This window comes from Corynebacterium sp. LK28, assembly GCF_014335105.1.
Classification (GTDB): Bacteria; Actinomycetota; Actinomycetes; order Mycobacteriales; family Mycobacteriaceae; genus Corynebacterium; species Corynebacterium macclintockiae.
Genome location: NZ_PDGZ01000012.1, coordinates 1 through 23,869, shown reverse-complemented (window position 1 = coordinate 23,869; position 23,869 = coordinate 1). Strand labels below are relative to the sequence as shown.

Annotated in this window: 19 protein-coding genes and 1 pseudogene; 6 read left to right on the top strand and 14 right to left on the bottom strand. The window is 61.6% G+C overall.

Annotated features, from left to right (window positions below; all coding sequences use genetic code 11):
• Nucleotides 1-60 precede the first annotated feature (60 nt).
• The 4 genes from CRD15_RS06255 to CRD15_RS06240 form a co-directional block, all read right to left on the bottom strand.
• Complete coding sequence (locus CRD15_RS06255) at nt 61-2,169, bottom strand: acetyl/propionyl/methylcrotonyl-CoA carboxylase subunit alpha (RefSeq protein WP_187402171.1); 2,109 nt, start codon at nt 2,167-2,169, stop codon at nt 61-63.
• 59 nt (nt 2,170-2,228) lie between these two features.
• Nucleotides 2,229-3,830, bottom strand: coding sequence for a carboxyl transferase domain-containing protein (locus CRD15_RS06250; protein ID WP_187402170.1), 1,602 nt, complete (start codon nt 3,828-3,830; stop codon nt 2,229-2,231).
• 182 nt (nt 3,831-4,012) lie between these two features.
• Complete coding sequence (locus CRD15_RS06245) at nt 4,013-4,627, bottom strand: TetR/AcrR family transcriptional regulator (RefSeq protein ID WP_034967501.1); 615 nt, start codon at nt 4,625-4,627, stop codon at nt 4,013-4,015.
• Nucleotides 4,628-4,692: 65 nt separating this feature from the next.
• Nucleotides 4,693-5,625 (bottom strand): hypothetical protein, encoded by a 933-nt coding sequence (locus tag CRD15_RS06240; protein ID WP_255463773.1) that lies wholly within the window; start codon nt 5,623-5,625, stop codon nt 4,693-4,695.
• A 94-nt stretch (nt 5,626-5,719) separates the two neighbouring features.
• Between CRD15_RS06240 and CRD15_RS06235 the strand changes: the two genes are divergently transcribed.
• On the top strand, nt 5,720-6,100 hold the full coding sequence (locus tag CRD15_RS06235) for a hypothetical protein (RefSeq protein WP_187402169.1): 381 nt from the start codon (nt 5,720-5,722) through the stop codon (nt 6,098-6,100).
• A 331-nt stretch (nt 6,101-6,431) separates the two neighbouring features.
• On the opposite strand, the gene purH is transcribed toward CRD15_RS06235, so the two are convergent.
• The 3 genes from purH to CRD15_RS06220 are packed head-to-tail and all read right to left on the bottom strand — an operon-like array spanning nt 6,432 to nt 10,247.
• A complete protein-coding gene (purH, locus tag CRD15_RS06230) occupies nt 6,432-8,051 on the bottom strand; it encodes a bifunctional phosphoribosylaminoimidazolecarboxamide formyltransferase/IMP cyclohydrolase (RefSeq protein WP_187402168.1) in 1,620 nt (539 codons plus the stop codon).
• Nucleotides 8,052-8,086: 35 nt separating this feature from the next.
• Complete coding sequence (gene purN, locus CRD15_RS06225; RefSeq protein WP_187402167.1) at nt 8,087-8,650, bottom strand: phosphoribosylglycinamide formyltransferase; 564 nt, start codon at nt 8,648-8,650, stop codon at nt 8,087-8,089.
• Nucleotides 8,595-10,247, bottom strand: coding sequence for a DUF6350 family protein (locus CRD15_RS06220; RefSeq protein ID WP_370546882.1), 1,653 nt, complete (start codon nt 10,245-10,247; stop codon nt 8,595-8,597). Before CRD15_RS06220 ends, purN begins: the two co-directional genes overlap by 56 nt.
• A gap of 446 nt (nt 10,248-10,693) precedes the next feature.
• Here CRD15_RS06220 and CRD15_RS06215 point away from each other — a divergent pair, with 446 nt between their 5' ends.
• The gene (locus CRD15_RS06215; protein ID WP_187402166.1) at nt 10,694-11,464 is read left to right on the top strand and encodes a M23 family metallopeptidase; all 771 of its coding nucleotides are present in this window, start codon (nt 10,694-10,696) and stop codon (nt 11,462-11,464) included.
• Nucleotides 11,465-11,600: 136 nt separating this feature from the next.
• On the opposite strand, the gene CRD15_RS06210 is transcribed toward CRD15_RS06215, so the two are convergent.
• The 3 genes from CRD15_RS06210 to CRD15_RS06200 form a co-directional block, all read right to left on the bottom strand.
• Nucleotides 11,601-12,401 (bottom strand): SGNH/GDSL hydrolase family protein, encoded by an 801-nt coding sequence (locus CRD15_RS06210; protein WP_034976693.1) that lies wholly within the window; start codon nt 12,399-12,401, stop codon nt 11,601-11,603.
• 58 nt (nt 12,402-12,459) lie between these two features.
• A complete protein-coding gene (locus tag CRD15_RS06205) occupies nt 12,460-14,160 on the bottom strand; it encodes an AMP-binding protein (protein ID WP_035001169.1) in 1,701 nt (566 codons plus the stop codon).
• 156 nt (nt 14,161-14,316) lie between these two features.
• On the bottom strand, nt 14,317-17,043 hold the full coding sequence (locus CRD15_RS06200) for a UvrD-helicase domain-containing protein (RefSeq protein WP_370546881.1): 2,727 nt from the start codon (nt 17,041-17,043) through the stop codon (nt 14,317-14,319).
• Between the two features lie 58 nt (nt 17,044-17,101).
• Here CRD15_RS06200 and CRD15_RS06195 point away from each other — a divergent pair, with 58 nt between their 5' ends.
• Nucleotides 17,102-17,428 (top strand): chorismate mutase, encoded by a 327-nt coding sequence (locus tag CRD15_RS06195; protein ID WP_034967537.1) that lies wholly within the window; start codon nt 17,102-17,104, stop codon nt 17,426-17,428.
• A gap of 36 nt (nt 17,429-17,464) precedes the next feature.
• Here CRD15_RS06195 and CRD15_RS06190 read toward each other — a convergent pair whose 3' ends face one another.
• From CRD15_RS06190 to CRD15_RS06180, 3 genes and pseudogenes are all read right to left on the bottom strand, one after another.
• Nucleotides 17,465-18,355, bottom strand: coding sequence for a S1 family peptidase (locus tag CRD15_RS06190; RefSeq protein WP_255463772.1), 891 nt, complete (start codon nt 18,353-18,355; stop codon nt 17,465-17,467).
• A 118-nt stretch (nt 18,356-18,473) separates the two neighbouring features.
• Nucleotides 18,474-19,730 carry a phosphatase PAP2 family protein gene (locus tag CRD15_RS06185; protein WP_034967541.1) on the bottom strand — a complete coding sequence of 419 codons (1,257 nt, stop codon included), beginning with the start codon at nt 19,728-19,730 and terminating at the stop codon, nt 18,474-18,476.
• Between the two features lie 193 nt (nt 19,731-19,923).
• Nucleotides 19,924-20,308 (bottom strand): annotated as a pseudogene (locus tag CRD15_RS06180) (hypothetical protein).
• Nucleotides 20,309-20,496: 188 nt separating this feature from the next.
• On the opposite strand from CRD15_RS06180, the gene CRD15_RS06175 reads away from it, so the two are divergent.
• From CRD15_RS06175 to CRD15_RS06165, 3 genes are all read left to right on the top strand, one after another.
• Nucleotides 20,497-21,057: a LemA family protein gene (locus tag CRD15_RS06175; RefSeq protein ID WP_034967548.1), complete on the top strand. Its 561-nt coding sequence runs from the start codon at nt 20,497-20,499 to the stop codon at nt 21,055-21,057.
• A gap of 80 nt (nt 21,058-21,137) precedes the next feature.
• Nucleotides 21,138-22,259, top strand: a complete 1,122-nt coding sequence (locus tag CRD15_RS06170) for a M48 family metalloprotease (protein ID WP_035008465.1) — start codon at nt 21,138-21,140, stop codon at nt 22,257-22,259.
• 13 nt (nt 22,260-22,272) lie between these two features.
• Nucleotides 22,273-22,716, top strand: coding sequence for a DUF1990 family protein (locus CRD15_RS06165; protein WP_034979495.1), 444 nt, complete (start codon nt 22,273-22,275; stop codon nt 22,714-22,716).
• Between the two features lie 47 nt (nt 22,717-22,763).
• On the opposite strand, the gene CRD15_RS06160 is transcribed toward CRD15_RS06165, so the two are convergent.
• Nucleotides 22,764-23,720, bottom strand: a complete 957-nt coding sequence (locus CRD15_RS06160; RefSeq protein WP_034994303.1) for a DUF1963 domain-containing protein — start codon at nt 23,718-23,720, stop codon at nt 22,764-22,766.
• Nucleotides 23,721-23,869 lie beyond the last annotated feature (149 nt).

The window sequence follows — 23,869 nt, the reverse complement described above, 5'->3', positions numbered from 1 at the left end:
TTTGGTTCTCTTTTCTGGGTTAGGTTTCTGGGTTAGGGAGATGAGTGTGAAGTGAAGGCTTTAGCTGTCGGCTGTATCTGCACTGTCGGCCGCGATGACCTCCGCCAGGACTTCTCCGGTGCCGACTTTCTGGCCGACGGAAACGCTGATCTTGACCTGCCCGTCGCGGGTAGCCACCAGGGTGTGCTCCATCTTCATGGCCTCGATGACGATCACGGGCTGGCCCTCGGTGACCTGGTCGCCGTCGGCAACTTCCACTGCAATGACGGTGCCCGGCATGGGGCTCAGAATGTCCGGCGAGTCCTCCGCACTGGCCTCCGCGTCGTTCGCAGTGCCGGAGAACACCTCCACCACATGCGTGCCGTGCGGGCCGGTGATGCTACCGCTGGCAGTGGCGCTCCATCTTTCAGCCGGGGCGCCGTCGATGGAGAGTCGCCATTCGGTGGCGCTTGCCTGTGGGTTCGCGACCATCTGGATGCGTCGGGTTTCGGTATCCACTGCAGTGCCCTCACCATCTCCACTGGTCAGCGGCGTGAGCTGCACATTCCACGCACCATCCTGATACTCCGCACGAGCCTCCACCGGCGCCGTGACGCCACCCGGGTCGGCCAGCACCAGTCGCAGGGGTGCGCGCTGCCCCGCGCCGCGCCAACCGTCGCGGGCGGTCCACGTGCTGCCCAGCGGGGTCGTTGGGGTCTTTACTAGGGACGTCCCTTCGTCCCCGCCGGCCAGCGCCCCAGCCAGGTACAACACTGCGACGGCGAGGGTATCCGCGGGGATCTCGCGGGGCTGGAATTCTTCGACGATGGAGTCGAGCAGACCGGTGTGTAGATCCCCCGCCACGACCTCTGGGCGGGTGACCAGGAACCGGTTGAAGTCAATGTTGGTGGTCAGTCCCTCGATGCGTGTGTGGGACAGCGCCTGGTCAAGGCGCTGTAGGGCCTCTTCGCGCGTGTCGGCGTGGGCGATGATCTTCGCCAGCATGGGGTCGTAGTCGGAGCTGACCTCTTGGCCCTCCACCACGCCGGCGTCCACACGAATCCCTTCCCCGCGCGGCCAGGAAAGACCCGTGATTAGGCCACCGGTGGGCAGGAATCCGGCGGCGGCATCTTCGGCGTAGACGCGCGCCTCCACTGAGTGTCCGTTGAGCCGCACGTCGTCCTGCGCGATCGGCAGGGCCTCACCGCGAGCCACGCGGATTTGCCACTCCACCAGGTCGCGGCCGGTAACCATCTCGGTGACTGGGTGCTCGACCTGCAGTCGGGTGTTCATCTCCATAAAGAAGAAGCGCTCGGGCTGTTTGGCAGAGACGATGAACTCCACGGTGCCCGCACCGCAGTAGCCGCAGGCGCGGGCTGCGTCGCAAGCGGCCTCGCCGATCTCCTGCCTAGTCTGCTCGTCCAACAGAGCGGACGGAGCTTCCTCGATGACCTTTTGGTGGCGGCGCTGCAGGGAGCACTCGCGCTCGCCCAGGTGGATCACGTTGCCGTGCGAGTCGGCGACGATCTGCACCTCAATGTGGCGCGGGGTATCCACGAAGTGCTCCAGGAACAGCGTGTCGTCGCCGAAGGAGCTGGCTGCCTCGCGGCGGGCCGACACCAGCGCGCTGGCCAGCTTCTCTGGATCCTCCACCAGGTGCATTCCCTTGCCGCCACCGCCTGCGGACGGCTTAATCAGCACCGGGTAGCCCACGGATTCGGATGCGTCGATGATCTCCTGGTCCGTCAGGTTCGGCCGGGAGATTCCGGGGACGGTAGGCACGTCGCGGGACTCCACGGTCGCACGCGCGGTGATCTTGTCACCCATCCTCTCGATCGCGCTCGCGGGCGGGCCGATAAAGATGATCCCCTCGTCCTCGCAGCGCTTGGCGAAGGTCGCGTTTTCCGAGAGGAATCCGTAGCCCGGGTGGATGGCGCCGGCGCCGGTCGCCTTGGCGGCGTCAATAACCTTATCGATGTTGAGGTAAGACTCGGCAGCGGCGGCAGGGCCTAGACACACGGCCCTATCGGCGGCGTGCACATGCGGCGCGGCGGAATCCGCTTCGGAGTAAACGGCCACGGCCTTAAGCCCTATGCGGTGTACGGTGCGGATAACGCGGAGGGCGATCTCGCCGCGGTTGGCGACCAGCACCGTATCGAACGGGCCGGTGAGGGCGTTTGTGTCACTCACGTCAGTTTCTCTTTCTTGTGGTGCGTACGTCGTCGGACTAGAGCTGAGACTGGGCTGGACTACATGCGGAATACGCCGAAGCCGGTTTGCTCGCGCGGAGCCTGGGCGCAGATGTCGAGCGCCATCGCGAGGGTGCGACGGGTATCGGCCGGGTCGATCACTCCGTCGTCCCACAGGCGGGCGGTGGAATACCAGCAGGTGGATTTCTCATCGAACATCTCGCGGATGGGGGCTTCGAATGCCTCTTGTTCCTCGGCCGACCACTCCCCGCCGCGGCGTTCAATCTGGGCGCGTCGGACGGTGGACAGCGTCATGGCGGCCTGGGGTCCGCCCATCACGGCGATGCGCGCGTTCGGCCACATCCATAGGAAGCGCGGCGAATAAGCCCGCCCGCACATGGAGTAGTTGCCGGCACCGAAGGCCGCGCCCGTAACCACCGTCAGCTTGGGCACCGATGCGGTGGCCACGGCGTTCACCATCTTCGCCCCGTGCTTCGCGATGCCGCCTTCTTCGTATTGACGCCCCACCATGAAACCGGTGGTGTTCTGCAGGAAGATGATGGGGATGTTGCGCTGCTCGCAGAGTTCGATGAAGTGTGCGCCCTTCATGGCGGCTTCGGCAAAGATGATGCCGTTGTTGGCAATCACTCCGACCTGGTGGCCTTCCAACCGGGCGAAGGTAGTGATGATACTGTTGCCGTATTCGCTCTTAAACTCCGACAGGCTGCCCTCGTCGCAGAGGGTTTCGATGACCTCGTGCGCATCGTAGGGAATCTTCGGGTCAGTGGGCACGATGTCGTAAAGATCCTCCTGGGGGCGTGGTGCGGGAACCGGGGTGCTGCGCTTCCAGGGGGTGGGCTTGGGCTCCGGCAGGGTCTCTACGATGCCCCGCATGATCCGCAAAGCATCCTCGTCGTCGGCGGCCAGGTGATCCGTTACGCCGGAAATGCGGGAGTGCATCGCGCCACCGCCGAGCTCCTCGGGGGTCACGTCCTCGCCGGTGGCGGCCTTCACCAGCGGTGGGCCAGCCAGGAAGATGGTGCCCTGGTTTTCCACGATGATGGTTTCGTCACTCATAGCGGGAACGTAGGCGCCGCCGGCGGTGCAGGATCCCATCACTGCTGATAGCTGCGGGATACCCTTGGCCGACAGGTTCGCCTGGTTAAAGAAAATGCGGCCGAAGTGGTTGCGGTCCGGGAACACATCATCCTGCTGCAGCAGCATCGCTCCGCCAGAATCGACCAAGTAGATGCACGGCAGGTGGTTTTGCTCGGCAATCTCCTGGGCGCGGAGGTGCTTCTTCACCGTCATGGGATAGTAGGTGCCGCCGGAGACGGTGGCGTCATTAGCAGCGATCAAGCACAGCCGACCGTGAACGAGCCCGACCCCGGCGATGATTCCGGCCGCCGGTGCCTTGCCGTCGTACATGTCCTCGGCGGCAAGGGGCGCGATTTCCAGGAATGGGCTGCCGGGATCCAGCAGTAGGCGGATGCGCTCGCGCGGTAGCAGCTTGCCCCGGTCAGTGTGCCGCTTGCGGGCTTTCTCTCCGCCGCCGTCCTGAGCGCGGGTGAGGCGCTCGCGTAGTTCCTGGACGAGCTCGCGGTGGCTCGGTATGCCGCGCGGCTCGGCAGAGTCTGTCGCTCGGGGGGTTGCGGTTTCCACGTGTGCAGCTCCTTGAGTGTGGCGAGGGAGCGGGGCGTTCGTCGCCCTCCGCTCCTACATTTCAGTTACAGACGATTAACTAACCTGTAACGCACACTGTATGTGAGCTAGACCACTTTTGCTAGTGAATCTAAAAAGTTTCTCCTTTAAAACTACCCCCGAAAGTGGTGGGTCCCCCAGCGCTAACCCAGCCCCACCGCCGCGCGCGCCGCAGCCAACGTCTGGCGCCGCACCAATGCCGTGGACGCCCACCCCCGGGTCAGCTCCGACGAGTTAATCATTCCGACCAGCAGCTGGGCGGTAATCCTCCCAGCCTCCCCCTTGTAGCGGGGATCCATCTGCGCCAGCGACTCCGCCAATAGTTTCAGGTAGCGCCCCTGCACTGAGCGCACGCGCCCGCGCCCCTCCTCCCCCATGCGGAACAATTCGCGGTTATGCAGGCGAATTAACTCTGGGCGGGACAGCGCAAAGTCCACCTGAAAATCAATCAATACGGCCAATCGCTCGCGCGGATCCACCAACCCCTCGACGATCCCCTGCGCCTCAGAGAGCATGTATTCCGAGATTCCGGTCATCAGCTCGGTGAGGATTTCCTCCTTCCCGGAGAAGTGCCGATAGACCCCCGGGCCAGATATCCCCACAGCTTCCCCGACCTCTTCCAGGCGCGTGCCGTGGAACCCTTTGTCCGCCATGATCGACGCAGCGGCGCGCAGGAGTTCCACCCGGCGCTGTTCCTTTGCCGCCGCCCGCGGAGATAACCCCTCGGTGTTGGGATCGTCTAGATATTGAGAGCTCATAGCTCACACACTACTGGTTATCCGCCACTAACCGACAGACAGTGCCCGTACTACCCGCAATCCACTCAGCACGCGGCCGCGGGCAGGCTACCCACCTTCCCCTTGAGGAATTCCGCAGCCGCCGTCAGCTCCGCCTGCGCCGACTCATAGCTACCATCCGGGCTTTTCACGGCGATGGCCACAGCCACATAGCCACCGTCGCCCTCCGACTTGGGGATCAGCCCGAACTGCCGCACCCCATAGGCGCCATCGGCATCTGGACCCCAGCCGCCCTTAAAGATGGCGCCCGGGATCGTGCCCAGGCCGTAGCCCCCGCCGTTGGTCACATTGCCCATGGCCTTTACCACCGGCTCTGCCCCCTTGATACACCGCAAGTGCGAGGCAAAATCGGCCTGCGCGGACAACGACCATTCGCTCTGACCAAAAGAACTAAAACCCGGCCGCACCGGCTGCGTTTCCACACGCGCAGTGCTGCCGCCTTCCGAAATCACCGCACCCGTGGCCTCTGCCGCCTGCTGCGGCGAACCGAGAGAGGACCACAGCGTCTCCGCCGCCGCATTATCCGAATTCTGAATCGCCTGGGCCACCGTAGCGCTCATCCCCGGATCATTGCGCAAAGCCGCAATCGCAATCGGCACCTTCATAGTTGACCACGGCGCAACCGCGGTCTGCCCCGGTCCCTTCATTCCGGCCACGGCTATCGTCGCGCTGCCGTCGTAGTGCAGCTCCACGTCGGTTCTCTCCTGCGGCTTCTCTGGCTTGTGCGGTTTCTTTGTGGGGGACGCCCCCAGTGTCGGCCGCGGAGGGTGCCCAGCGGTGGACGCGTCCTGCTTGTCTGAGGTGGTCGCTGCGGACGACGTGGCGTCCTCCCCATCCACATCACCAATCGTGCAACCGGCAGCAGTCGCACCGACAGCGACGAGCAGCGTCGCGACAAGCGAGCGACGGGTCTTAAGCGATGTAGACAATGGCATTGTTGCCCCCGGTGCAGGTGACATACTGGCCGTTATCCTTGCACTTCATCGTGTAAGTCTGACCCGTCACCGACGAGTGAGCCTTCACCGTACCTTCGGTTTCATCCGTGTCCAGGTAGTGGGTAACAAATGCGTCGCGAACCGCGCGGGCGAAAGGCTTCGACGTGATGTCGCTACCGGTGTAGACGTTGTTGAAGTCGCCGGCGGGCTTGTTTTGCTCGGCGGACTGGTTGGCGGGGACTGCCCCGGAGGGCAGCTTCGGGCGGGCGGGGCGGGAATCCTCTGCGTCATTCTCGTCCTTGCCATCCTCGTCCTTGCCGTCCTCGTCCCGGCCTTCGGACTCTTCGCTGTCCTGGCCGTCGGAATCCGACTCTTCGCCCTGCGCGGCATCGCCCCCTCGTCGTCACCGCTGGAGCTACCGCCGTCGGCTCCTTGCGACTGGGAAGCGCCTCCACCGGTGCCGCCGTTGTCGTTGCGGTTGCCGATCCAGCCTAGGTAGTAGGCCGCACCCAGGATCAGCGCAATAGCCAAGATCGCGGCCAGAATGATGCCCATGATCGGCTTGAACTTGCTGTCCCCGTCAGAGCCCTCGTAGTGGTACGGGGGATTCTGCGGGGGCTGTTGCGAGAACTGCTGCGGGGGCTGTTGCGAGAACTGGGGCTGCGGAGAGTTCTGCCACTGCTGCCACTGATTCTGCTCCGGCGCATTCGCATTGTGCCGATACTGCGGTGGTTCCGGCTGGTTCGAATTGCTGCCGATGCCAGGGTTAGTGGGGTGTTCGTTAGACATTGGTGGGGGGGGGAACTCCTGCGCGTGGGGGGTGTGTTTTTCTAGTGCGCGAAGTGGCGCTCGCCGGTCAGGTACATGGTGACGCCCGCCTTCTCCGCCGCCTCGATGACCTCCGCATCGCGGACCGAGCCACCGGGCTGCACGACGGCGCGGACACCAGCGGCAGCCAGCACCTCAAAGCCGTCGGCGAAGGGGAAGAAAGCGTCCGAGGCTGCAACTGCACCCTCAGCGCGCTTTTCGTCACCAGCCAGGGAGTTTGCGCGCTCTACCGCCAACTTGGCAGCGTCCACGCGGTTGACCTGTCCCATGCCCACGCCCACGGTGGCGTCATCCTTCGCCAGCAAGATAGCGTTCGACTTCACCGCACGCACGGTACGCCAAGCGAATTCCAGTTCGCGGAGGGTGGCCTCGTCGACAGCCTCGCCGGCCGCCAGGGTCCAATTCTGCGGGTCGTCGCCCTTCGCGTCGATGGCATCGGCCTGCTGCACCAGCAGGCCACCGGAGATCTCGCGCCCCTGCAGCTCCGGCTCCTCGCTCGGAGCCTCGGCCTGCAGGATGCGGATGTTCTTCTTCTGCGACAGGATCTCCACAGCACCGTCCTCGTAGCCCGGCGCGATGATGACCTCGGTGAACACCTCGGCGACCTGCTCGGCCATCTCTACGCTGACCTCGCGGTTCACGGCGATCACGCCGCCGAAGGCGGACATCGGGTCACAGGTGTGGGCCTTCTTGTGCGCATCGGCAATGGACACGTCGGATACTGCAATGCCACACGGGTTGGCGTGCTTGATGATGGCCACGGTCGGGCGCTTGTGGTCCCACGCAGCACGCCAGGCAGCGTCCGCGTCGGTGTAGTTGTTGTAGCTCATCTCCTTGCCATGGAACTGCTTGGCACCGGCCAGGCCAGTTCCATTGGAGTACAGCGCGGCAGCCTGGTGCGGGTTCTCGCCGTAACGCAGCACGTTGGCGCGCTCGTAGGAGGCGCCGATCCACTCGGGGAAGTGCACAGCCTCTGCACCTTCAGCGTCCTCTGCACCCTCTGCGATCTGCTCCCCCATCCACGTCGCCACAGCAACGTCATAGGCGGCGGTGTGGCGGAAAGCGTCTACAGCCAGTTCAGTGCGCTGTGCGCGGGTGAACCCACCGGCACCGGCAGCGGCAACCACATCCTCATAGCGGTCGGGATCCACAACAACGGCCACCGACGGGTGGTTCTTCGCCGCTGCACGCACCATGGACGGCCCGCCGATATCGATCTGCTCTACACACGCATCGAAATCTGCGCCGGAAGCCACGGTCTGGGTGAACGGGTACAGGTTCACAACGACCAGTTGGAAGGCCTCGATGTCCAGATCCTCCAGCTGCTTTAGGTGGTCGTCCTTGCGGGTATCGGCCAGGATGCCAGCGTGGACGCGGGGGTGCAGAGTCTTCACGCGCCCCTCCAGCACCTCCGGGAATCCGGTCAGCGCCTCAACCTCGGTGACCGGCACCCCGGCCTCCGCGATCTTCTTTGCGGTAGAGCCGGTAGACACGATGTCTACGCCCTGCGCGTGCAGTCCCTTCGCCAGGTCCTCCAGACCAGTCTTGTCGTACACGCTGATCAGTGCACGGCGGATTGCCTTCTTGTTTGCACCGTTGGTTGCTGTGCTGCCATCACTCATTGTTTTGGATCCTGGCCTTTCGTCTTTGGAAGGTTTTAATCAGTCGTTCCGGCGATGTCGTGCAGCACCTCTACCAAGAGTGCGCGCTCCACCTTTTTGATTCTTTCATGCAAACTGTCGACTGTGTCGTCGTCCGCGACCTCTACCGCCTTTTGGGCAATGATCGGCCCCGTGTCCACGCCACTATCTACTACATGAACTGTAGACCCGGTCACTCGCACACCGTAATCCAGTGCGTCTTCAACGGCGTGCGCTCCGGGGAATGCGGGCAGCAACGCCGGGTGGGTGTTGATGATCTTGCCTTCGAAACGCTCCACCACCGTCGGACCGATAATGCGCATGAAACCCGCGCTGACCACCAGGTCGGGCTGGTAACTGGCCAGCTTGTCAGCCAGCTCCTCGTTCCACTTGTCCCGGTCGGTCTGCTTCGGCACGTACTCGACCAGGAAGTGTTCGATGCCCGCTCGCTCGGCACGGTCGAGAGCCTCGCATTGCCGGTCACTACCCACGGCCACGATCTCGACCCGCGAGCGGGCAACGTTATCAATCACGCTCTGGAGCAGGGTCCCCGTCCCGCTCGCCAGAATCACTATCCTCATCGTCGCTCTCCTCTGTATCTTGTGTATCTTCTTGTTCTTTCTTCGTGACGCCCCCATCTTCCCCCTCTTCCGGTTCCTCCGTAGGGGCGTCATCCTCAGAATCATCAGTCTCCTCGGCACTCTCGGCAGCGTCAGCATCCGCAGCAGCGTCAGCATCAGTCTCAGCCTCCGCTTCGGCTTGCTGCGCCTTCGTCGGCACAATCTCGGCCTCCGGAATGTCCTCAACGACGGCCTCCCCGCGGCGTGCGGTGAAGAACATCATGACGGCCGCAGGCACCAGCAGCCAGGCCGCCAATTCGATAGCAAAGAGCCATTCCACAGCACCGGCGTGCCCATAAACACCCATCTCTCCGCCGGCCAGCCAGGAAACACAGAATCCGATGAAACCGGCGAAGGCACCCGCACCCACCGCCTGCAACAAAGGCGCTTCAACGAAGTTCCGCCCGCGCAGGAACGTGTACACACAGCCCACGGCCACAGCAGCAGGAACGGCCAGCAGCGCAGGGCCGAAGGGAATCTGATCGTTCGGGATTGCCGCCAAGATCGGCACCGGGGGCAGGTTCACATTGTTGGCAGTAAAGAGGCTCACGGCGCCATTGCCAACGTGGAACTCTCCGCCCAGCAACACAGCCACCGCACCGATCACCACGTTGGGTACATATAACAACGCCACGAACGTCAGCCCCACCACGCCCATCGTGGTGGTCGTGATGTCGTAGGCCTTACCGAAGGCCTCCAGGTTCGTCAGCAGGTACACCAGCGCCGCGATAGCACCGGCCGCACTCATCCACTTCAAGAACCGCCCTGCCAGAAGCACCGATTCAACCGGCCAGGTCGACCATCCGCGGCGCAGCAGCAACGCGCGCCACACGCGCGCTCGCATTCCAATAACGATTGCAGCGCCGTTCACCAGCGCCGTAGCGATCAGCGCTACCAGCAGGTTCGGTGGTGTGACGTCGTAGACGCGCGAGGCGTCCCACAACATCAGCCACGCAATGCACGTAAATAACAAAGGAATCAGAAGACTCAGGGTGGTGAACACTCGTAGCCCGCGCACGCTGATGGAGTTGCCCAGCACCGTCGTAGCCCGCTTAGCGTGCCCCCAGACCACCGCCACCGCTGGGAGTAGCGGAACGAACCCCAACTTCGCCCCCGCCATCTCCACCGGCGCAAGGTTAAAGGTCATCCACATGGAGGCAATGCTGGCTGGCACAACGGCGAATCCGGCGCCGATTCCGATAAGAACGGCGATAATGACGATCACGCCCACGGTGACAGCGTGATTAATGAGCAACTGTGGCCCAAAGCGTTTAACGTGAGGCTTCCACTTGGACCACCACGTCGCGATCGTAGATTTCAGCCCACCCGCAGCTTGCTGATCCTTCACTGCCCCGGAAGTTGTCGGCGTGGCCTTTGCACCGCTGCCGACGGAGTTGCCCTTGGCATGCTCTGCAGCAACAAACCGCTCGTGGCCGCTGCCCTTAACTCTGTGCGCGTCACCACTCGTGGCAGACCGCCGGGTGCGGCCGGTGCCGGGGCGTCGCGAAGACGCAGATCGTCGGGATCCGGGTCGTTGGGCAGCAGAATCTTTACTCACCCGTCCTATTGTGCCTAAGACTTCCCTTCACCTGGCGGACTGACCCACCTCTAAGTAATGCTTCTTCAACACTGTTCTCTACATGGGAAGAGCCACATTCGCGCAACACGCTTCAGGTTCTACTTGAGGGTTTGGAGGTAGCGTGCCGAAGATCACCAATCCATCCCCCTCCCCCGAATGTGCAAAATAAACCGCCTCGGAACTGGGATAATCGGACACTGCCAAAAATCACCTTTAACCCCACTACCCCCGCAGTGTAATCAAAGCGTTATTTTTGGCTGAATTAGTTGCTGCAACGTTGCCGACCGGATAGTGTTACGTTCCGTTGATAACAAAGTGGTTACGAAATGCTCACGCAAAGGCTTCGAGCCAACCAGAACAGCTTGAAGCACCACATTTGAGAGATGATCACAGCAGTCGATTAGGTCAAAGGGTTACAGAGAACAGTGCAGAACACTACTCAGCGCCGCACCAGCAAGCACCGCAAGCAGGAGCCGACCGCCAAGAGCCGTTTCGCCATGGTTGCAGTCGCCACGACCGCGATGACCACCGCCGGCGCAGCGGGCGCCACCGCTGGCGCAACCCAGGATGCCGACAAGGACATCGCCCTGGCTTCTGAGAACACCACCATGCTGGCTCAGGGTGAAGGCACTACCGCAGAGGGCGCGCAGGGCAGCTCCAACCCCGCAGCGGCAGAGGGCAACAACGCTGAGGCACCTCAGATCCTCGAGGTTCCCCAGGCCAAGCCGGTCTCCGACCTGTCCCAGCAGCTAGATTCCGTCCTGCGCTTCGCTAAGCAGCGCACCGAGGCTGATCTCGCTGCTCGCATGCCCGACTTTGTCAAGCCTGCCGAGGGCACCTTCACCTCCGGATTCGGCCCGCGTTGGGGCAGCTTCCACAAGGGCATCGACATTGCCAACGCCGTGGGCACCGCGATCCGCGCCGTACACGACGGTACGGTCATCGATTCCGGCCCGGCCTCCGGCTTCGGCAACTGGATCCGCATCAAGCACGACGACGGCACCGTCACCGTCTACGGCCACATGGCTACCCTGGACGTCAAGGTTGGCGACCGCGTAACCAGCGGCCAGAAGATTGCTGGCATGGGCGCCCTCGGCTTCTCCACCGGCTCCCACCTCCACTTCGAGGTTCACCCGAACGGTGGCGACGCTATCGACCCGAAGCCGTGGCTGGAAGAGCGCGGCATCACGCTCTAGGCTAGCTAACCCTTTAGACCACAAAGAGGCCTCCCGGTTGCCTTCTAAGGCAACCGGGAGGCCTCTCTTCTATCCGTTTGTTTGGAAAGCGGGGGCTCTAGGTTTCCAGGAGCCCCCTCCCCTTGTTGCAGATGGCCTACTGCAGAGCAGCACCGATCTGCTTAGCCGCGTTGGTAACGCCCGTGTGCGACATGTGCAGGGTCAGGTTGTAGCGCGGAGTCTGGCTGTCGAATACGCCAGCAACCCATGCCTTTCCGCCCGGCTGGCACGTATCGTGACCATGCGTGGAGCGGTGCAAGTCAACGAACACTCCACCGTTACGCTTTGCAGCGTCGTGAGCCTGCCGCCAGAGCTGACGCTCAGCTTCCTTCACGATCGGGAACGGAGCCTGAATCGGAGGCAAACCGCGGGGACGGATGAGGCAAAGTCCAGCACGGTCGTTCGTCAGGTGCGGGTAGCTCACGAACTGGATACGAGCGCCAGGAGCAACGCGCTTGATCTTCTTTGCGAGACGATCATAGGAGCGAGCTGCCGCACGGTTGTCGATCGGGGCGAGGGTGCGGTACGTGTCATTAGCACCAACCATGATCGGCACATTGCGCGTGTGGCGGTTCAGCCTGCCGTCTCGGATAGCCTGATCCAGGCGAGCCTCCAGCGGCTCGCGTCCCAGGTACAGCTCCTTGCCGTTGCAGGAGTAATCGTCCACGCGAGCTCCGGTCAGGCGACGCAGCTCGGTCGCAACGCGGAAATTACCCTGGATGCACTTGCGCTTGCCGCTCTTCTTGGCGTCAATGATCTGGTTGAAGGTCGTGTTAGCAAAGTAGGAATCGCCCAGCAAAACGGTGTTTCCGGGGGCTGCCTGTGCAGCGGGCGCCAGCCCCACGACGGAGCCGGCCACGGCCACCGTCGCAGTCAGAATGCGTGCAATTTTCTTCATAAGTTTCTCCCGTGATTGTTTTGGCCTTATTAAGGCTATCGATCGAGATACAAAAATGTTAGCCGTTTGGAAGCATTGCCGGCATGACCTTACCAGTCGGATTGCGCGGAAGCTCATCCAGGAAAGTCACTTCGCGGGGAACGGAGTGCTCCGCGAGGTTGTCCCGGATCCATTCTTGGACGGATTCCTTAGTCAGCGCTTCACCCTCTGGGTTGTTTTCGCGGACAATCCACACGGCCATGCGCTTGAAACTCTCTTCGTCGTCCACACCCTTTGCGTAGAGATCCCTCACACCAGGCATCGGCGCCAGTACCTCTTCAACACTGCGCGGGTAGACGTTCTCTCCGCCAACAATGATCATGTCGTCTGCACGACCAAGCACGAACAGTCGCCCTTCCTCATCGAGGTATCCGCGGTCGCCGATCTCCAACAGACCATGCTTGATCTTCATGCGATCGCGAGTGAGGGCGTAGCGGCGCATCGTCATCGTGCCACGCGCATAGATTCGACCCGGTGTGTTCGGCGGCAGCACGTTGCCGTCGTCATCCAGGATTTTGACGCGCACACCGCGAACCGGGCGTCCAGCCAAGGCCGGATTCTCGGCCAGCTCTTCCCGCTTCGCAATGGCGACCACGCTGTTTTCCGTGGAGCCGTAGAAGTTGCAGACCACAGGCCCGAATTGCTTGTGCAGGCCGCGAAGCAGATCTTCATGCATGGCGTTGCCGGAGGACACGATGAACTCCACCGCCGATGCATCGTAATTGCCGTTCTGAGCGACCTTCAGCTGCTCCTTAATGAAGATCGGCGAAGTAATGATGCCGTTAATCCTGTAACGCTCTACGTCTTCCATGGCCTGAACCGGGTCGAAGACGCGGCGGAACACCACAGTCGCTCGATGAGCAAAGATCAGATTGACGTTCGCCCAGCCCCACGAGTGGAACATAGAGGCGGTCTGCTGAATCATCATCTCCGCGCGCCATGGGATCCACGTAACGAGGTCCGCCAGGGGTGTCGGGATAGGTGGCTCTCGGTGCACCACAGCCTTTGGAGTACCAGAAGTGCCGGAGCTCATGATGGTGATGAAGCCACGCTTCGGGATCGTAGGTAGCTTCTCCTCCGCCTCGGAAGGCGCGTTATCGATGACCTGCTGGAAGGTCTCCCAATCCGGATTCGGGGTCTTCGGATTATTAGGATCCTCCGCGTAGCCGATGATCACCTTGGCGCGGGAATAGTCGGCAGGCAGCCTGTCTGCGAACTCTTCATCGATGATGATGGTGTGGACGTCCAGCTCTTCCATTGACTTCTGCAGCTGAACTGGGCTGGAAGCTGGATTGAGCAGGCAAATGTCTGCCCCGATGAACCCCTTAGCGATCAGTGCATAGACAACCACGCGAGAATTGCGCGCCATGACCGCAATATTCTTCCCCGGCCCCAGCCCCATGCGCTGCAGCGCCCGGGCGAAGGCAAGTGCATCGCTTCGAACCTCGGTGTACGTACGCTCACCGATGTCATCGATGATGGCCGTGCGGTTTGGCGCTACTTCTGCTGCGTACCAGGCTTGACGCGCAGCAGTGAAGCCGTAGCGGGCGATACTCTCCGCCAGTTTTGCTTTACCTTTAACGCCACCGCCTTTAACGACTACGCCCGATTTCAGCGCAGTTCCCAATCCAGTGGCAATGGCATGGGTCTCCGCCCACGCTGCTTCGCCGAAATGTTTGAGGTTTTGCAGTTTGGATGCGACTTGTTGGTTATCCGACATAAATTCCCTTCTTGTTCCTCTTCGGCCATCGTTTGGTCAAGAAAATACGTTACATCGGAAAAGTATCCTACACGAAACATCTGCAACATTAGTCACTTCAGTAACGTCAGCCGGGGCGCATCCTGCTCTTTTGGAACTCCCGCTTAGAGCTTGCTGCTAGAGCTTCTCCATCGGCACACCACCGAACAACATCAGGCGCACCGTACCCTGGCTGCCGAAGTCGATCATGCACGTGGTGTGCGAGCCACTGCCATCAACGCTCTTCACCGTTCCCAGACCGTACTTGTCGTGGTTGACCTTGTCCCCCACAGCCAAGTCCAGATCCTGGTTCTTCTTCGAGCCAGCCCCGAAGGCCGGCTTCGACTTCTTCGCAGGCTTACGGTAAGACTGGTTGCCCCACCCGCCGGAGCCAGAGCCCGAACCCCAGCCACCAGAGCCACCGAAGCTGGTCCCGTCGGCATAGCCACCGCCACCCCAAGCAGAATCCAGACCACTGCCGAACCGGGCAGGCTCCTCGCGGATCCACTCCAGCAGATCCTCCGGCACCTCCGACAGGAAGCGCGACGGCGGGTTGTTCACTGGCGCTCCCCAACCACTGCGCGTGATCGCGCGGGTGAGGAACAGCCGCTGCTTTGCGCGGGTAATACCCACATAAGCCAGGCGGCGTTCCTCTGCCAGCTCCGTCGGGTCACCCAGCGCACGCATGTGCGGGAACTGGCCGTCTTCCCAACCGGTCAAGAACACAACGGGGAACTCCAGCCCCTTGGCGGTGTGCAGCGTCATCAGCGTGACCATGTCCTGCTCGTCCGCGGGAATCTGATCCGCGTCGGCCACCAGGCTCACGCGCTCCAGGAAGGCCTGCAGGCTGCCCAGCGGCGCCTCCCCTTCCGCCAGCATCGCCTCGGCGCTGTCGGCACCGGCACTGTCCCCAGCACTGCCACCGGCACTGTCCCCACCAGCGCGGCTGCCGGCACTGTCACCACGGACCGGCACCTCCTCGTACGCCTTCAGGTTCGCCGACTCCTGTGAGAACTCGTGGCCCACACTCACCAGCTCGTTCAGGTTGTCCAGGCGCGCGCCGTCCTGCGGGTCGTTGGATTTCTCCAGCAACTCCTTGTAGCCGGTCACATCTAGCACTGCGGAGATCACGCGCCCCAAGTCGGGCAGCCCCAGACCGGATCCGTCCGAAGCCGTCATTTCCATCGTCTCTGTCTCAGCCCGCAGCTCGTCCATCATGTCCAGGAACTTGCCAATGGAATTGCGGCCGCGTGCGGAAAGGCCGGCCACCTTCCCCGCTGCGGCGTCCACAAGTGCAGCCGAAAAACCGATTCCCTGCCCTTCCGCGTGAACAGTGACCTGCGCAATGGCCTTGTCGCCAATTCCACGGCGCGGGGTGTTGATAATGCGCCGCAACGCGACCGTATCCTCTGCGTTGTCCAGCACCTTCAGGTAAGCCACAATGTCGCGAACCTCGCGGCGCTCGTAGAAGCGCGTGCCGCCGACGACCTTGTACGGCATGCCGGAACGCACCAGTACGTCCTCAATCGCGCGGGAGGCGTTGTTGGTGCGGTACATGATCGAAATGTCGCCGTAGGAGTAGCCCTCGTTATCCACCAGGTCGTCGATCTGCTGGACGATAAAGTTGGCCTCGTCGTGCTCGTTGTCCGCAACGTAGCCGCCGATCAGCTCGCCTTCGCCCAGGTCGGTCCACAGCTTCTTCGGACGGCGCCCCTGGTTACGGTCGATCACAGCGTTGGCGGCAGACAGGATCCGCTGTGTAGAGCGGTAGTTCTGCTCCAGCAGGATGGTGCGGGCATCCGGGTAGTCGCGCTCGAACTCCTCAATGTTGCGGATCGTCGCGCCGCGGAAGGCGTAGATCGACTGGTCGGCATCGCCCACCACGCACAGCTCAGACTCTGCCTTACCCTTGCCTGCCAGCGCTGCGACCAGCTCATATTGGGCGTGGTTCGTGTCTTGGTACTCGTCGACCATGATGTGGCGGAAACGGCGCCGGTAGTGCTCGCGCACGTCGGGGTTGCTGTTCAGGATCGCCACGACCTCACCGATCAGGTCGTCGAAGTCCACCGCGTTCGCCGCCCGTAGGCGGTTCTGATAGGTCTTGTACAGCGTGGCGATCTGCGCGGTGTGGTGGTTGGAATCGCGCTGTGCCTCTTCCAGCGCACCGGTCGGTCCGACCAGCTCGTTCTTCCAATTAGAGATCACGTTCAGCACCCCGCGCGGCGAGAACTCCTTCAGATCCAGCGAGGCATCCTTGATGATCATCGTCATCAACCGCTTCGAATCGTCCGAGTCGTAGATGCTGAAGTTCGTGTTCAGCCCCGGCGCGAGGTGCGCATTGGCCCGCAGCACCCGCACGCAGAAAGAGTGGAAGGTGGAAACCCACATGCGTTCCGCCTGCGGGCCGACCATGTCCATTACGCGCTCGCGCATCTCCGCCGCGGCCTTATTGGTGAAGGTGATCGCCAGGATCTGCCATGGCGCTACACCGTTTGCCAGCAGGTAGGCGATGCGGCGCGTCAGCACACTCGTCTTACCCGAGCCCGCGCCCGCCACGATCAGCAAGGGGCTGCCCATGTGCTCGACCGCCTGCCGCTGCTGCGGGTTGAGGCCTTCGAGGAGCTTTTCTTTATGACGCCCCGTCTCCCCCGCAACCATTCCAGCGCCACGTAGCGGCTGCGCGTAGGAGGTGCGTGCAGGTTCCTGCCCCGGTGTGGGCTGTGAACCAGTGGAATGCAGATTCGCCAAAACACTTTCGTAGCCCTCTGGCGGCAGTTCGTCTTCTGGTGGCGGAACTTCGCCTTCAAACGCCGGGGGCTCTTCGGGCAGTGGCAGATCAGCGAAAAGATCCTGCTGGTGGTCCATGTTTTCCCTTTATGCTCCCTTGAAACTCTTCGGCACAACTAGCGGTAGAATACAGCCCATGAGCGACAACGAATCCTCAGAGTCCACAGAGTTCACTGAGTTCACTGTCCGCATGCCCTCTGGCACGGACGATCCTTTGTCGGATTCAGAAATTCAATCCTACCGCGAGGAAATCAACCGGCTGGATCGCGTGATCATCGACGCAATCCACCGCCGCAGCGAAGTCTCCAAGGCAATCGGTAAGACGCGCCTGAGTTCCGGCGGCACGAAGCTGGTGTATACCCGCGAGGTCGCCATCATTAACCAGTTCCGCGAGGAGTTCGGCTCTGAGGGTGTAGATATAGCAAAGGCCCTGCTGCAGCTAGGCAGAGGGCGCTTGGGCTAGGCGTTGTTGGGGCTAGGCGGTGTTTAGGCTAAAGCTTTAGGGCAGTCGGAATCCGGCGCCCACCCCGCCAGCTGCGTTGAGGTCCGCGGCGATGACATTCCACGCCGCGCCGGCCGTCGGCGCATGCAGCGGCCCCTGCAGCGGGGTGGTGCAGGAAGGCAGGTTTGCCATGCCACCGTTGACGATTCCTACCAGACGGTTGTCCACGTAGATGGGGGCGCCGGAATCACCGATGGATCCGCACAGGTGGGAAACCAGGAACGGTCCGGAAATCGCCAGCATCGGCCCGCAGGACATACCGGTAGCTACGCCCGTCTTGCACAGCTGCTGCAGGCTAGCCGGGGTAGCTCCGCCCAATGCACCGATGTTCACGTTGTTGTAGGAGCGTGTCAGTCGCACCTTGTTGTTGAACTTGATGACGGCAACATCCGGGTAGCCGTTGCGAACGACGGTGCCGATCTGCCCGGCCTTTTCGGCGTCCATGGAGACAACCGGGGCGCCTGGGCCACCGCAGTGGCCCGCGGTGATTCCCACCTTGTTGCCGGCCTTGTCGTAGCCGACCACACTGAGGGTGCAGATGTTGTTGCCGACGTAGATCGGCATGGACGGGCCAGCCAGCACGCTAGGCGCGGCGTCTCGCTGTGCCTGGGGAATCCCGGGGGAAGTGAAGTAGTGGCCCGGAATCCGGTGTGGCCCGGGCTGCCCGGTGGCCTTCAGGAAAGCATCCGCAGAGCCTGCCGGTGCGGCGGTAGCTTCCGGTGCAGTGAAGGCGGAGCCCAGCGCCGTCGTCGCCGCCAGTGCCACGCCTGCCATCAGTGCACCGATTCGGCGGCGCACCCGTCTCCGGGCAGAACGCCGCGGTGCGACGTTGTCCTGGCGGGCAGTGCGAGTAGTTTCAGGTGAGGCTGAGGAAAACCGGAAGAGCATTATTTCCTTAGAGTTCTGTTGATGGACAGAACTAACCCTAGCGCAGAAAAACCATTTCACATGCGTCACAGAGGTAACAGTTTGAAAAAGGTTACCCCTGCCCTTCCCGCCACCTGAATTAGCGCAGGACGGTGACGCTTCCGTCGCCGTTAACCTTGACCTTTGCAGCGAAAGCAGCGGCCATGTTCAGGCGCTGCCAAGAGCCGCGCGGACCCTGGTCATCCAGCGGAGAACCGGAAGGAATGGCGGTCTGGCGCAGGATGGAGGCGCGCTGGTTGTAGCTCAGCTTCGGGAACTTGGCCAGCAGCAGATCCGGGGCGGCCTGTGGCACTACCATCGGCGCGTCCTTGCGGTAGATCTTCGGGAAGCCGTAGCTCATGCGCTCGGTGTACTCGCGCACAGCCTGGTCGGTGCTGCGGTAGGCCTTGTCGCTCTTCACTACCTGGGAAATCGGACGACCCGCACGCCACTCCAGCTCGGCGCGCAGCTCCTTGCCTGCCTGGCGGATTGCGTCGCGCATCTTCGGGTCATTCCAGCGGTCGGCAGCGGCTGCGGTGCCCGACATGCGGCCACCCATGACGTCCAGCGGGTAGTGCACACCCATGACAATGCGGTTGTGGCCGGCCTCAGAACCACGAGCCAGAATCTGCGGCGCCAGCTCCGGCAGGGTCAGCGCCAGCAGCGTGGTGGACCATACGGCCTGGTTGGTGTGGCCAGACGGGTAGGACTTCGAGGTGCCGTAGTAGTCGCGCTTGCCGTCCTGGTACTTCTTGATGCGGTCCGGGGCAACCACGAACGGGCGATCGTTGTTAAACACCATCTTTTCCACGAAGGTGGAGGAAGCCACTCCGCCCGCGCGTGCCAGGTAACCATTGCCCAGCAGGAACTGCGTCTTCGGCAGGCGGTTCTCACGCAGCGCATCGCGGAAGTGCCGACCGAGCTCGCCACCCAGAGCGTCGGAGAACGCCATCAGCACGCCATCCTTGTCCGCCCGAGCATCGCTCTGCGCGCGCTTGATGGCTGCCGGGTTCTTCTGTGCAGCGTTGTTGATGTCCACAACCTTGTCCAGGTTCTGCTTGATGATGCCCGGGTGGTTAGCGCGCACGTCGTTGAAGCCATCAACTACGTCCAGGTAGACGCCGTAGCCGTGGGAGCTGATGTCAGAGATGTAGCCGCCCAGGTACTCCGGCCCGAAAGGCTGCGGGTTCGGAGCACCCTTGTGCGGAACGGGGTGCGGGTAGTTCGGTAGTCCCTGGGAACCGGCGATCGCCGGCATGCTCAGCGCCGTCGCCGGCGCCACGCTGACTGCGGAAAGGGACATGGTCGTAGCCATCATGGCCGCTGCCGTGATCTTTAGGCTCTTGTTCTTAGTCACTATTTATTCCTCACCCTTGAAGTCTCTTGCTGCGATTCTTTTGGACGCCGAGCTTCCGGGCCCGCCCGGCGCCGATCGCGATAGTTTTATAAACTCCTCGGGATACTAACCCAAATATCTGAACGGCAGGTTAATTTGGGGTTAGACACAAATGACGCTGTGGGCGTCAGAAAGAAGCCAAAAGCAAAAAGCACTAAACAATAAAGCCTTGCCAGCGCGCGGCTTGCAGCGAATCATCGTTGCCGTCGCGGGTGAAGGGGAAGTTCTTCAAAACCTGATTGGTGAAGCTATCCACCCGCTGATTGGCATTGCGCAGATCGTAGTAGGTCGATCACCCCGGCAGTGTCGTTGTGAATATTGCCCAGGTAGTTGGCGCCCAGGCCGAAAGACTCCGCAGCATTCACCACGTTCTGCGCCATCAGGCAGGCATCGGTGAAGGCCTCCACAAAGGCCTTCGTGCGCATGGCTACCTCGTAGATAGTTGCGAGGGTCTGGTCGTCCACCGGCTGATCGGTGAACTCCCTGATCGTGCGGTGGGAAAGCTGGCGGTCGACCATCGAGTTTGAATTGCTAGCCATGGAACCCACCCTAGCTGGAAGATTTTCGACTCTCCCGCCTGCGCCGGGAACAAACGTTAGCGATAATACATTTCAGCATTAACGGCTTGCGTGAGGGGCGCACCCCGCCCCTTCACACGCCAAAGTTTTCTGCACAGATACATTCAAGATAGTTACGTTCAAGAGTTTTCCAGGGAAGTTTTACTGACATGATCATCGCAATTATCATCATCGCCATCCTCGTCCTCCTCCTGCTGATCTGGTTCGCGATGTACAACGGCCTCGTCAAAAAGCGCAACGCAGTCAACGAGGCATACGCCCAGATCGATACCCAGCTACAGCGCCGCGGCGACCTGATCCCCAACCTGGTAGCAACGGTCAAGGGCTACGCCAACCACGAGGCCAAGGTCTTCCACGACATCGCCGAGCTACGTTCTGCCACCGACCGCGCCCGCGCCACGGGCAATGTGCAGGATGCTTCCCAGGCCGACGCTGTATTCGGCCGCACCATGGCCACCCTGCGCGCAACCGCCGAGGCATACCCAGAGCTGCAGGCATCCCGTAACTTCCAGCAGCTGCAGGAAGAGCTCGCTTCCACCGAGAACAAGGTGGGCTTCGCGCGCCAGCACTACAATGCCTCCACCAACACCTACAACACCGCCATCCAGTCCGTGCCGACCAACATCGTCGCTTCCGTCCACGGCTTCCGCCCCTTCGGCTTCTTCCAGGTAGAGGAATCCAAGCGCCAGGCTCCCGACGTTTCTTTCTAGTTTCCCCTTAACTCACCCCCACCAGCGTGCGCCGCTGAGCCACGTACACCCGGGTGATCTAAGTACTGAAAGGACGAGCAATGGCCCACCAGCCCAGAACTTTCAACGAATCGCTATCGCAGCTACGCAAAGGCATCGCTGTCGCGTGGATCGCGAACGTATTTGTACTCCAGCTTTCCATCGTGGCGTGTGCCTGTGCCGCCTACGTTGGCATCCAGGGAAGCGACATTGACTACAACACCCTGGGCAAGGTCATCCTGATCTCCGCCGGGGTCGCCATCCCGGTGGCCGCGCTGATCCTGCTGTACTCCTATTTCTTCGCCACCAAGACCGTGATTTCCGCGATCGGTGGGGAGAAGCGCAAGGTAGAGCAGGGCATGGTTTACAACATCGTGGAGGAGATGTCGATCGCCGCTGGCTTGCCATCCCCGCCGAAGGTCTACGTCCTCATCGGCACCGGCGTGCCCAACGCCTACGCCTTGGGCGGCAAGCGGAACAAGCCCCACACCGGCACCATCGTCGTTACTGAGGAACTCGGCTACCTGCTAAACCGCGAACAAATGCAGGCCGTCATCTCCCACGAGATGAGCCACCTGACCGCCGACGACAACCGAGTAATGACGCAGCTGGTGGCCATCGCCTCCGTCATCGCCATCCTGCAGTCGGTGTTTATCTACGGCAGCTTCAGCAGCAACAACAGGAGCCGGTCGAACTCCAATTCGAACGGTGGCGGAAACGCTGTCGCTGCCCTGGTGATCCTTCTGATTTCTTTCTGCGTGATCCTCGCCGCCCCCGCGTTGGCCAACATCGCCAGGGCCTACATGTCGCGCTACCGCGAGCAGCAAGCCGATAGCCATGGCGTGGCGCTTTGCCGTAACCCAACCGCTCTGGCGCAGGCTCTGATCACCATCCGGGCTTTTCACCAGGCGAACCCGTCCACGGTGCAGAACTCCATGTACGGCACACCGGGCTCCCTGGCTCTGTACGCCCCGGAGCAGGACATCATCCAAGGTTTCCACAATTCCGACCAGGGCAAAAAGGGTTCCATCTTCAAGCGCGCTATGACGAAGAAGCGTGATTTCTCCGCCACCCACCCGCCGATCTGGGAACGTGTTAATGCGCTGGTTGCCATGGGGGCTTATGTGCAGGACTTCGTCCCCTACGTACCGCAGCACGAGCAGATCTCCGGGCACATCAAGTAGCCTGAGGCACCCTATGACTCCCCTCTCCTACACCTCGACCGACGGCTTTCCGGAGCTACACATGTCGCGGGTCATCACTGCGGACTTCGAGACCGCCGCGGAGAAGCTCTTCCGCTGGGGTGTGCAGCGCAGCGGCCTCTTCCGCGTGCGCCCCACCCACGAGGTTGTGGAGACTGGCGCCGAGGTCGCACTCGGCTTCGGTCCGTGGACCTTCCGCTGCCGCGTAATCGATGCTTTCTCCGAGCCCAATCGCTGTGGCTTTACCTACGGCACTCTCCCTGGCCACGTCGAACGGGGCGAGGAAACCTTCACCCTCGAGCGACTGCAGGACGGAAGGGTTCTTTTTCTTATTGACGCCAAATCTCAGCCCGCCCGTTTCCCCACCCTGCGCCCAGTCATCGACCTGCCGAGGCGTGCCCTGATCCGCCGCTTCTACCTGCGCGCTTTGGACGATTGAGCAGAAGACTAACGGCAGATAGCGGCGGCCACAGACCGCGCGCAACTCTATAAGCAATCCCAGCCGAAGATGACCCGATCGAAGTTGCGTGCTGCCAGGTCGTCGGGGTGGATGAAGAAGTTTCCGACTCCAGAATCGCCCCACTCACATGGGCCATCTTGATCAATCGTCGCCAGCACGATCCGAGGGTCAGACGGCAGAAACCGCCCTTCGTTCACAAGAATTGTGTAGCCACCGAGCGAGGATCCGTTTGCTTGTGGATAGCCAATTGGCTCCAAATATTCATCGGCGTGAGGGTAAACGGTGAAGCCCTCTTTTTCTGCACGGGCGACGGCCGCATCAAACGCATCCTTTGTCGTTTTCCCGAGGTCAAGGTGGGGCTGCTCAAATGTCGTTTGCCCACCAATTACCCAGCGTGAAACTAAGCTTCCTCGATAAGTGTGAATATCTACGAAATCCCGCCCCCTCCTTAAAAAGGCGCGGGGACCCTTCAGATCAAAAATGAAACGACCGTACTCGTGGGTGCTGTAATTCACTTCTTGATCGAATCGAACTCCGTCGATAGTGACGGGATCGAATGGCTCAGATGCAGGGTGCTCACCGGAATCCATGATCTCTTCCCCGGGCATCTCGCCGACATGCGGCGCTGAGAAATCCTCGAAGTATCGGGCGAACGGAGTGGGTTCTGCGCAGAGATTTGGCTTGTCCGTCGCTATCCAGGGATCGCCCCAGAATTCTATGTCAGGTACGAAAAGCTGAAGAAGCCCTGTCGTGGGGAACCCTGGAAGGGGCTCTAGCTCAGAAAAATTAAACTGGGCGATGAAGAACATGGGCCGGCCATCGTAATACGGGTAGGGCGCGTGTTCCGGCAGGTAGGGAGTGCCACACACCTTCGAAGTGGTTGGCGAATCAGGCCGCGTGCTTTCCTTAAGTGCAAGAGCAGGGCGGGTGGGGATGCTATCGAAGGAGTACTTCAGGTCATACACGACATGATTGACAAGCATGCCAACCACTGTAAGGGAAAACCATTGGTGGTTCCGACGACTCAAGATACACTTTCACACCTTGACAGCACCTTCATTTCTTGACAGCATTGTTGGTATGGAGTTCCGGAGAACCAGCCTGGAACGTTTTCACCTTTACGGCACACCCC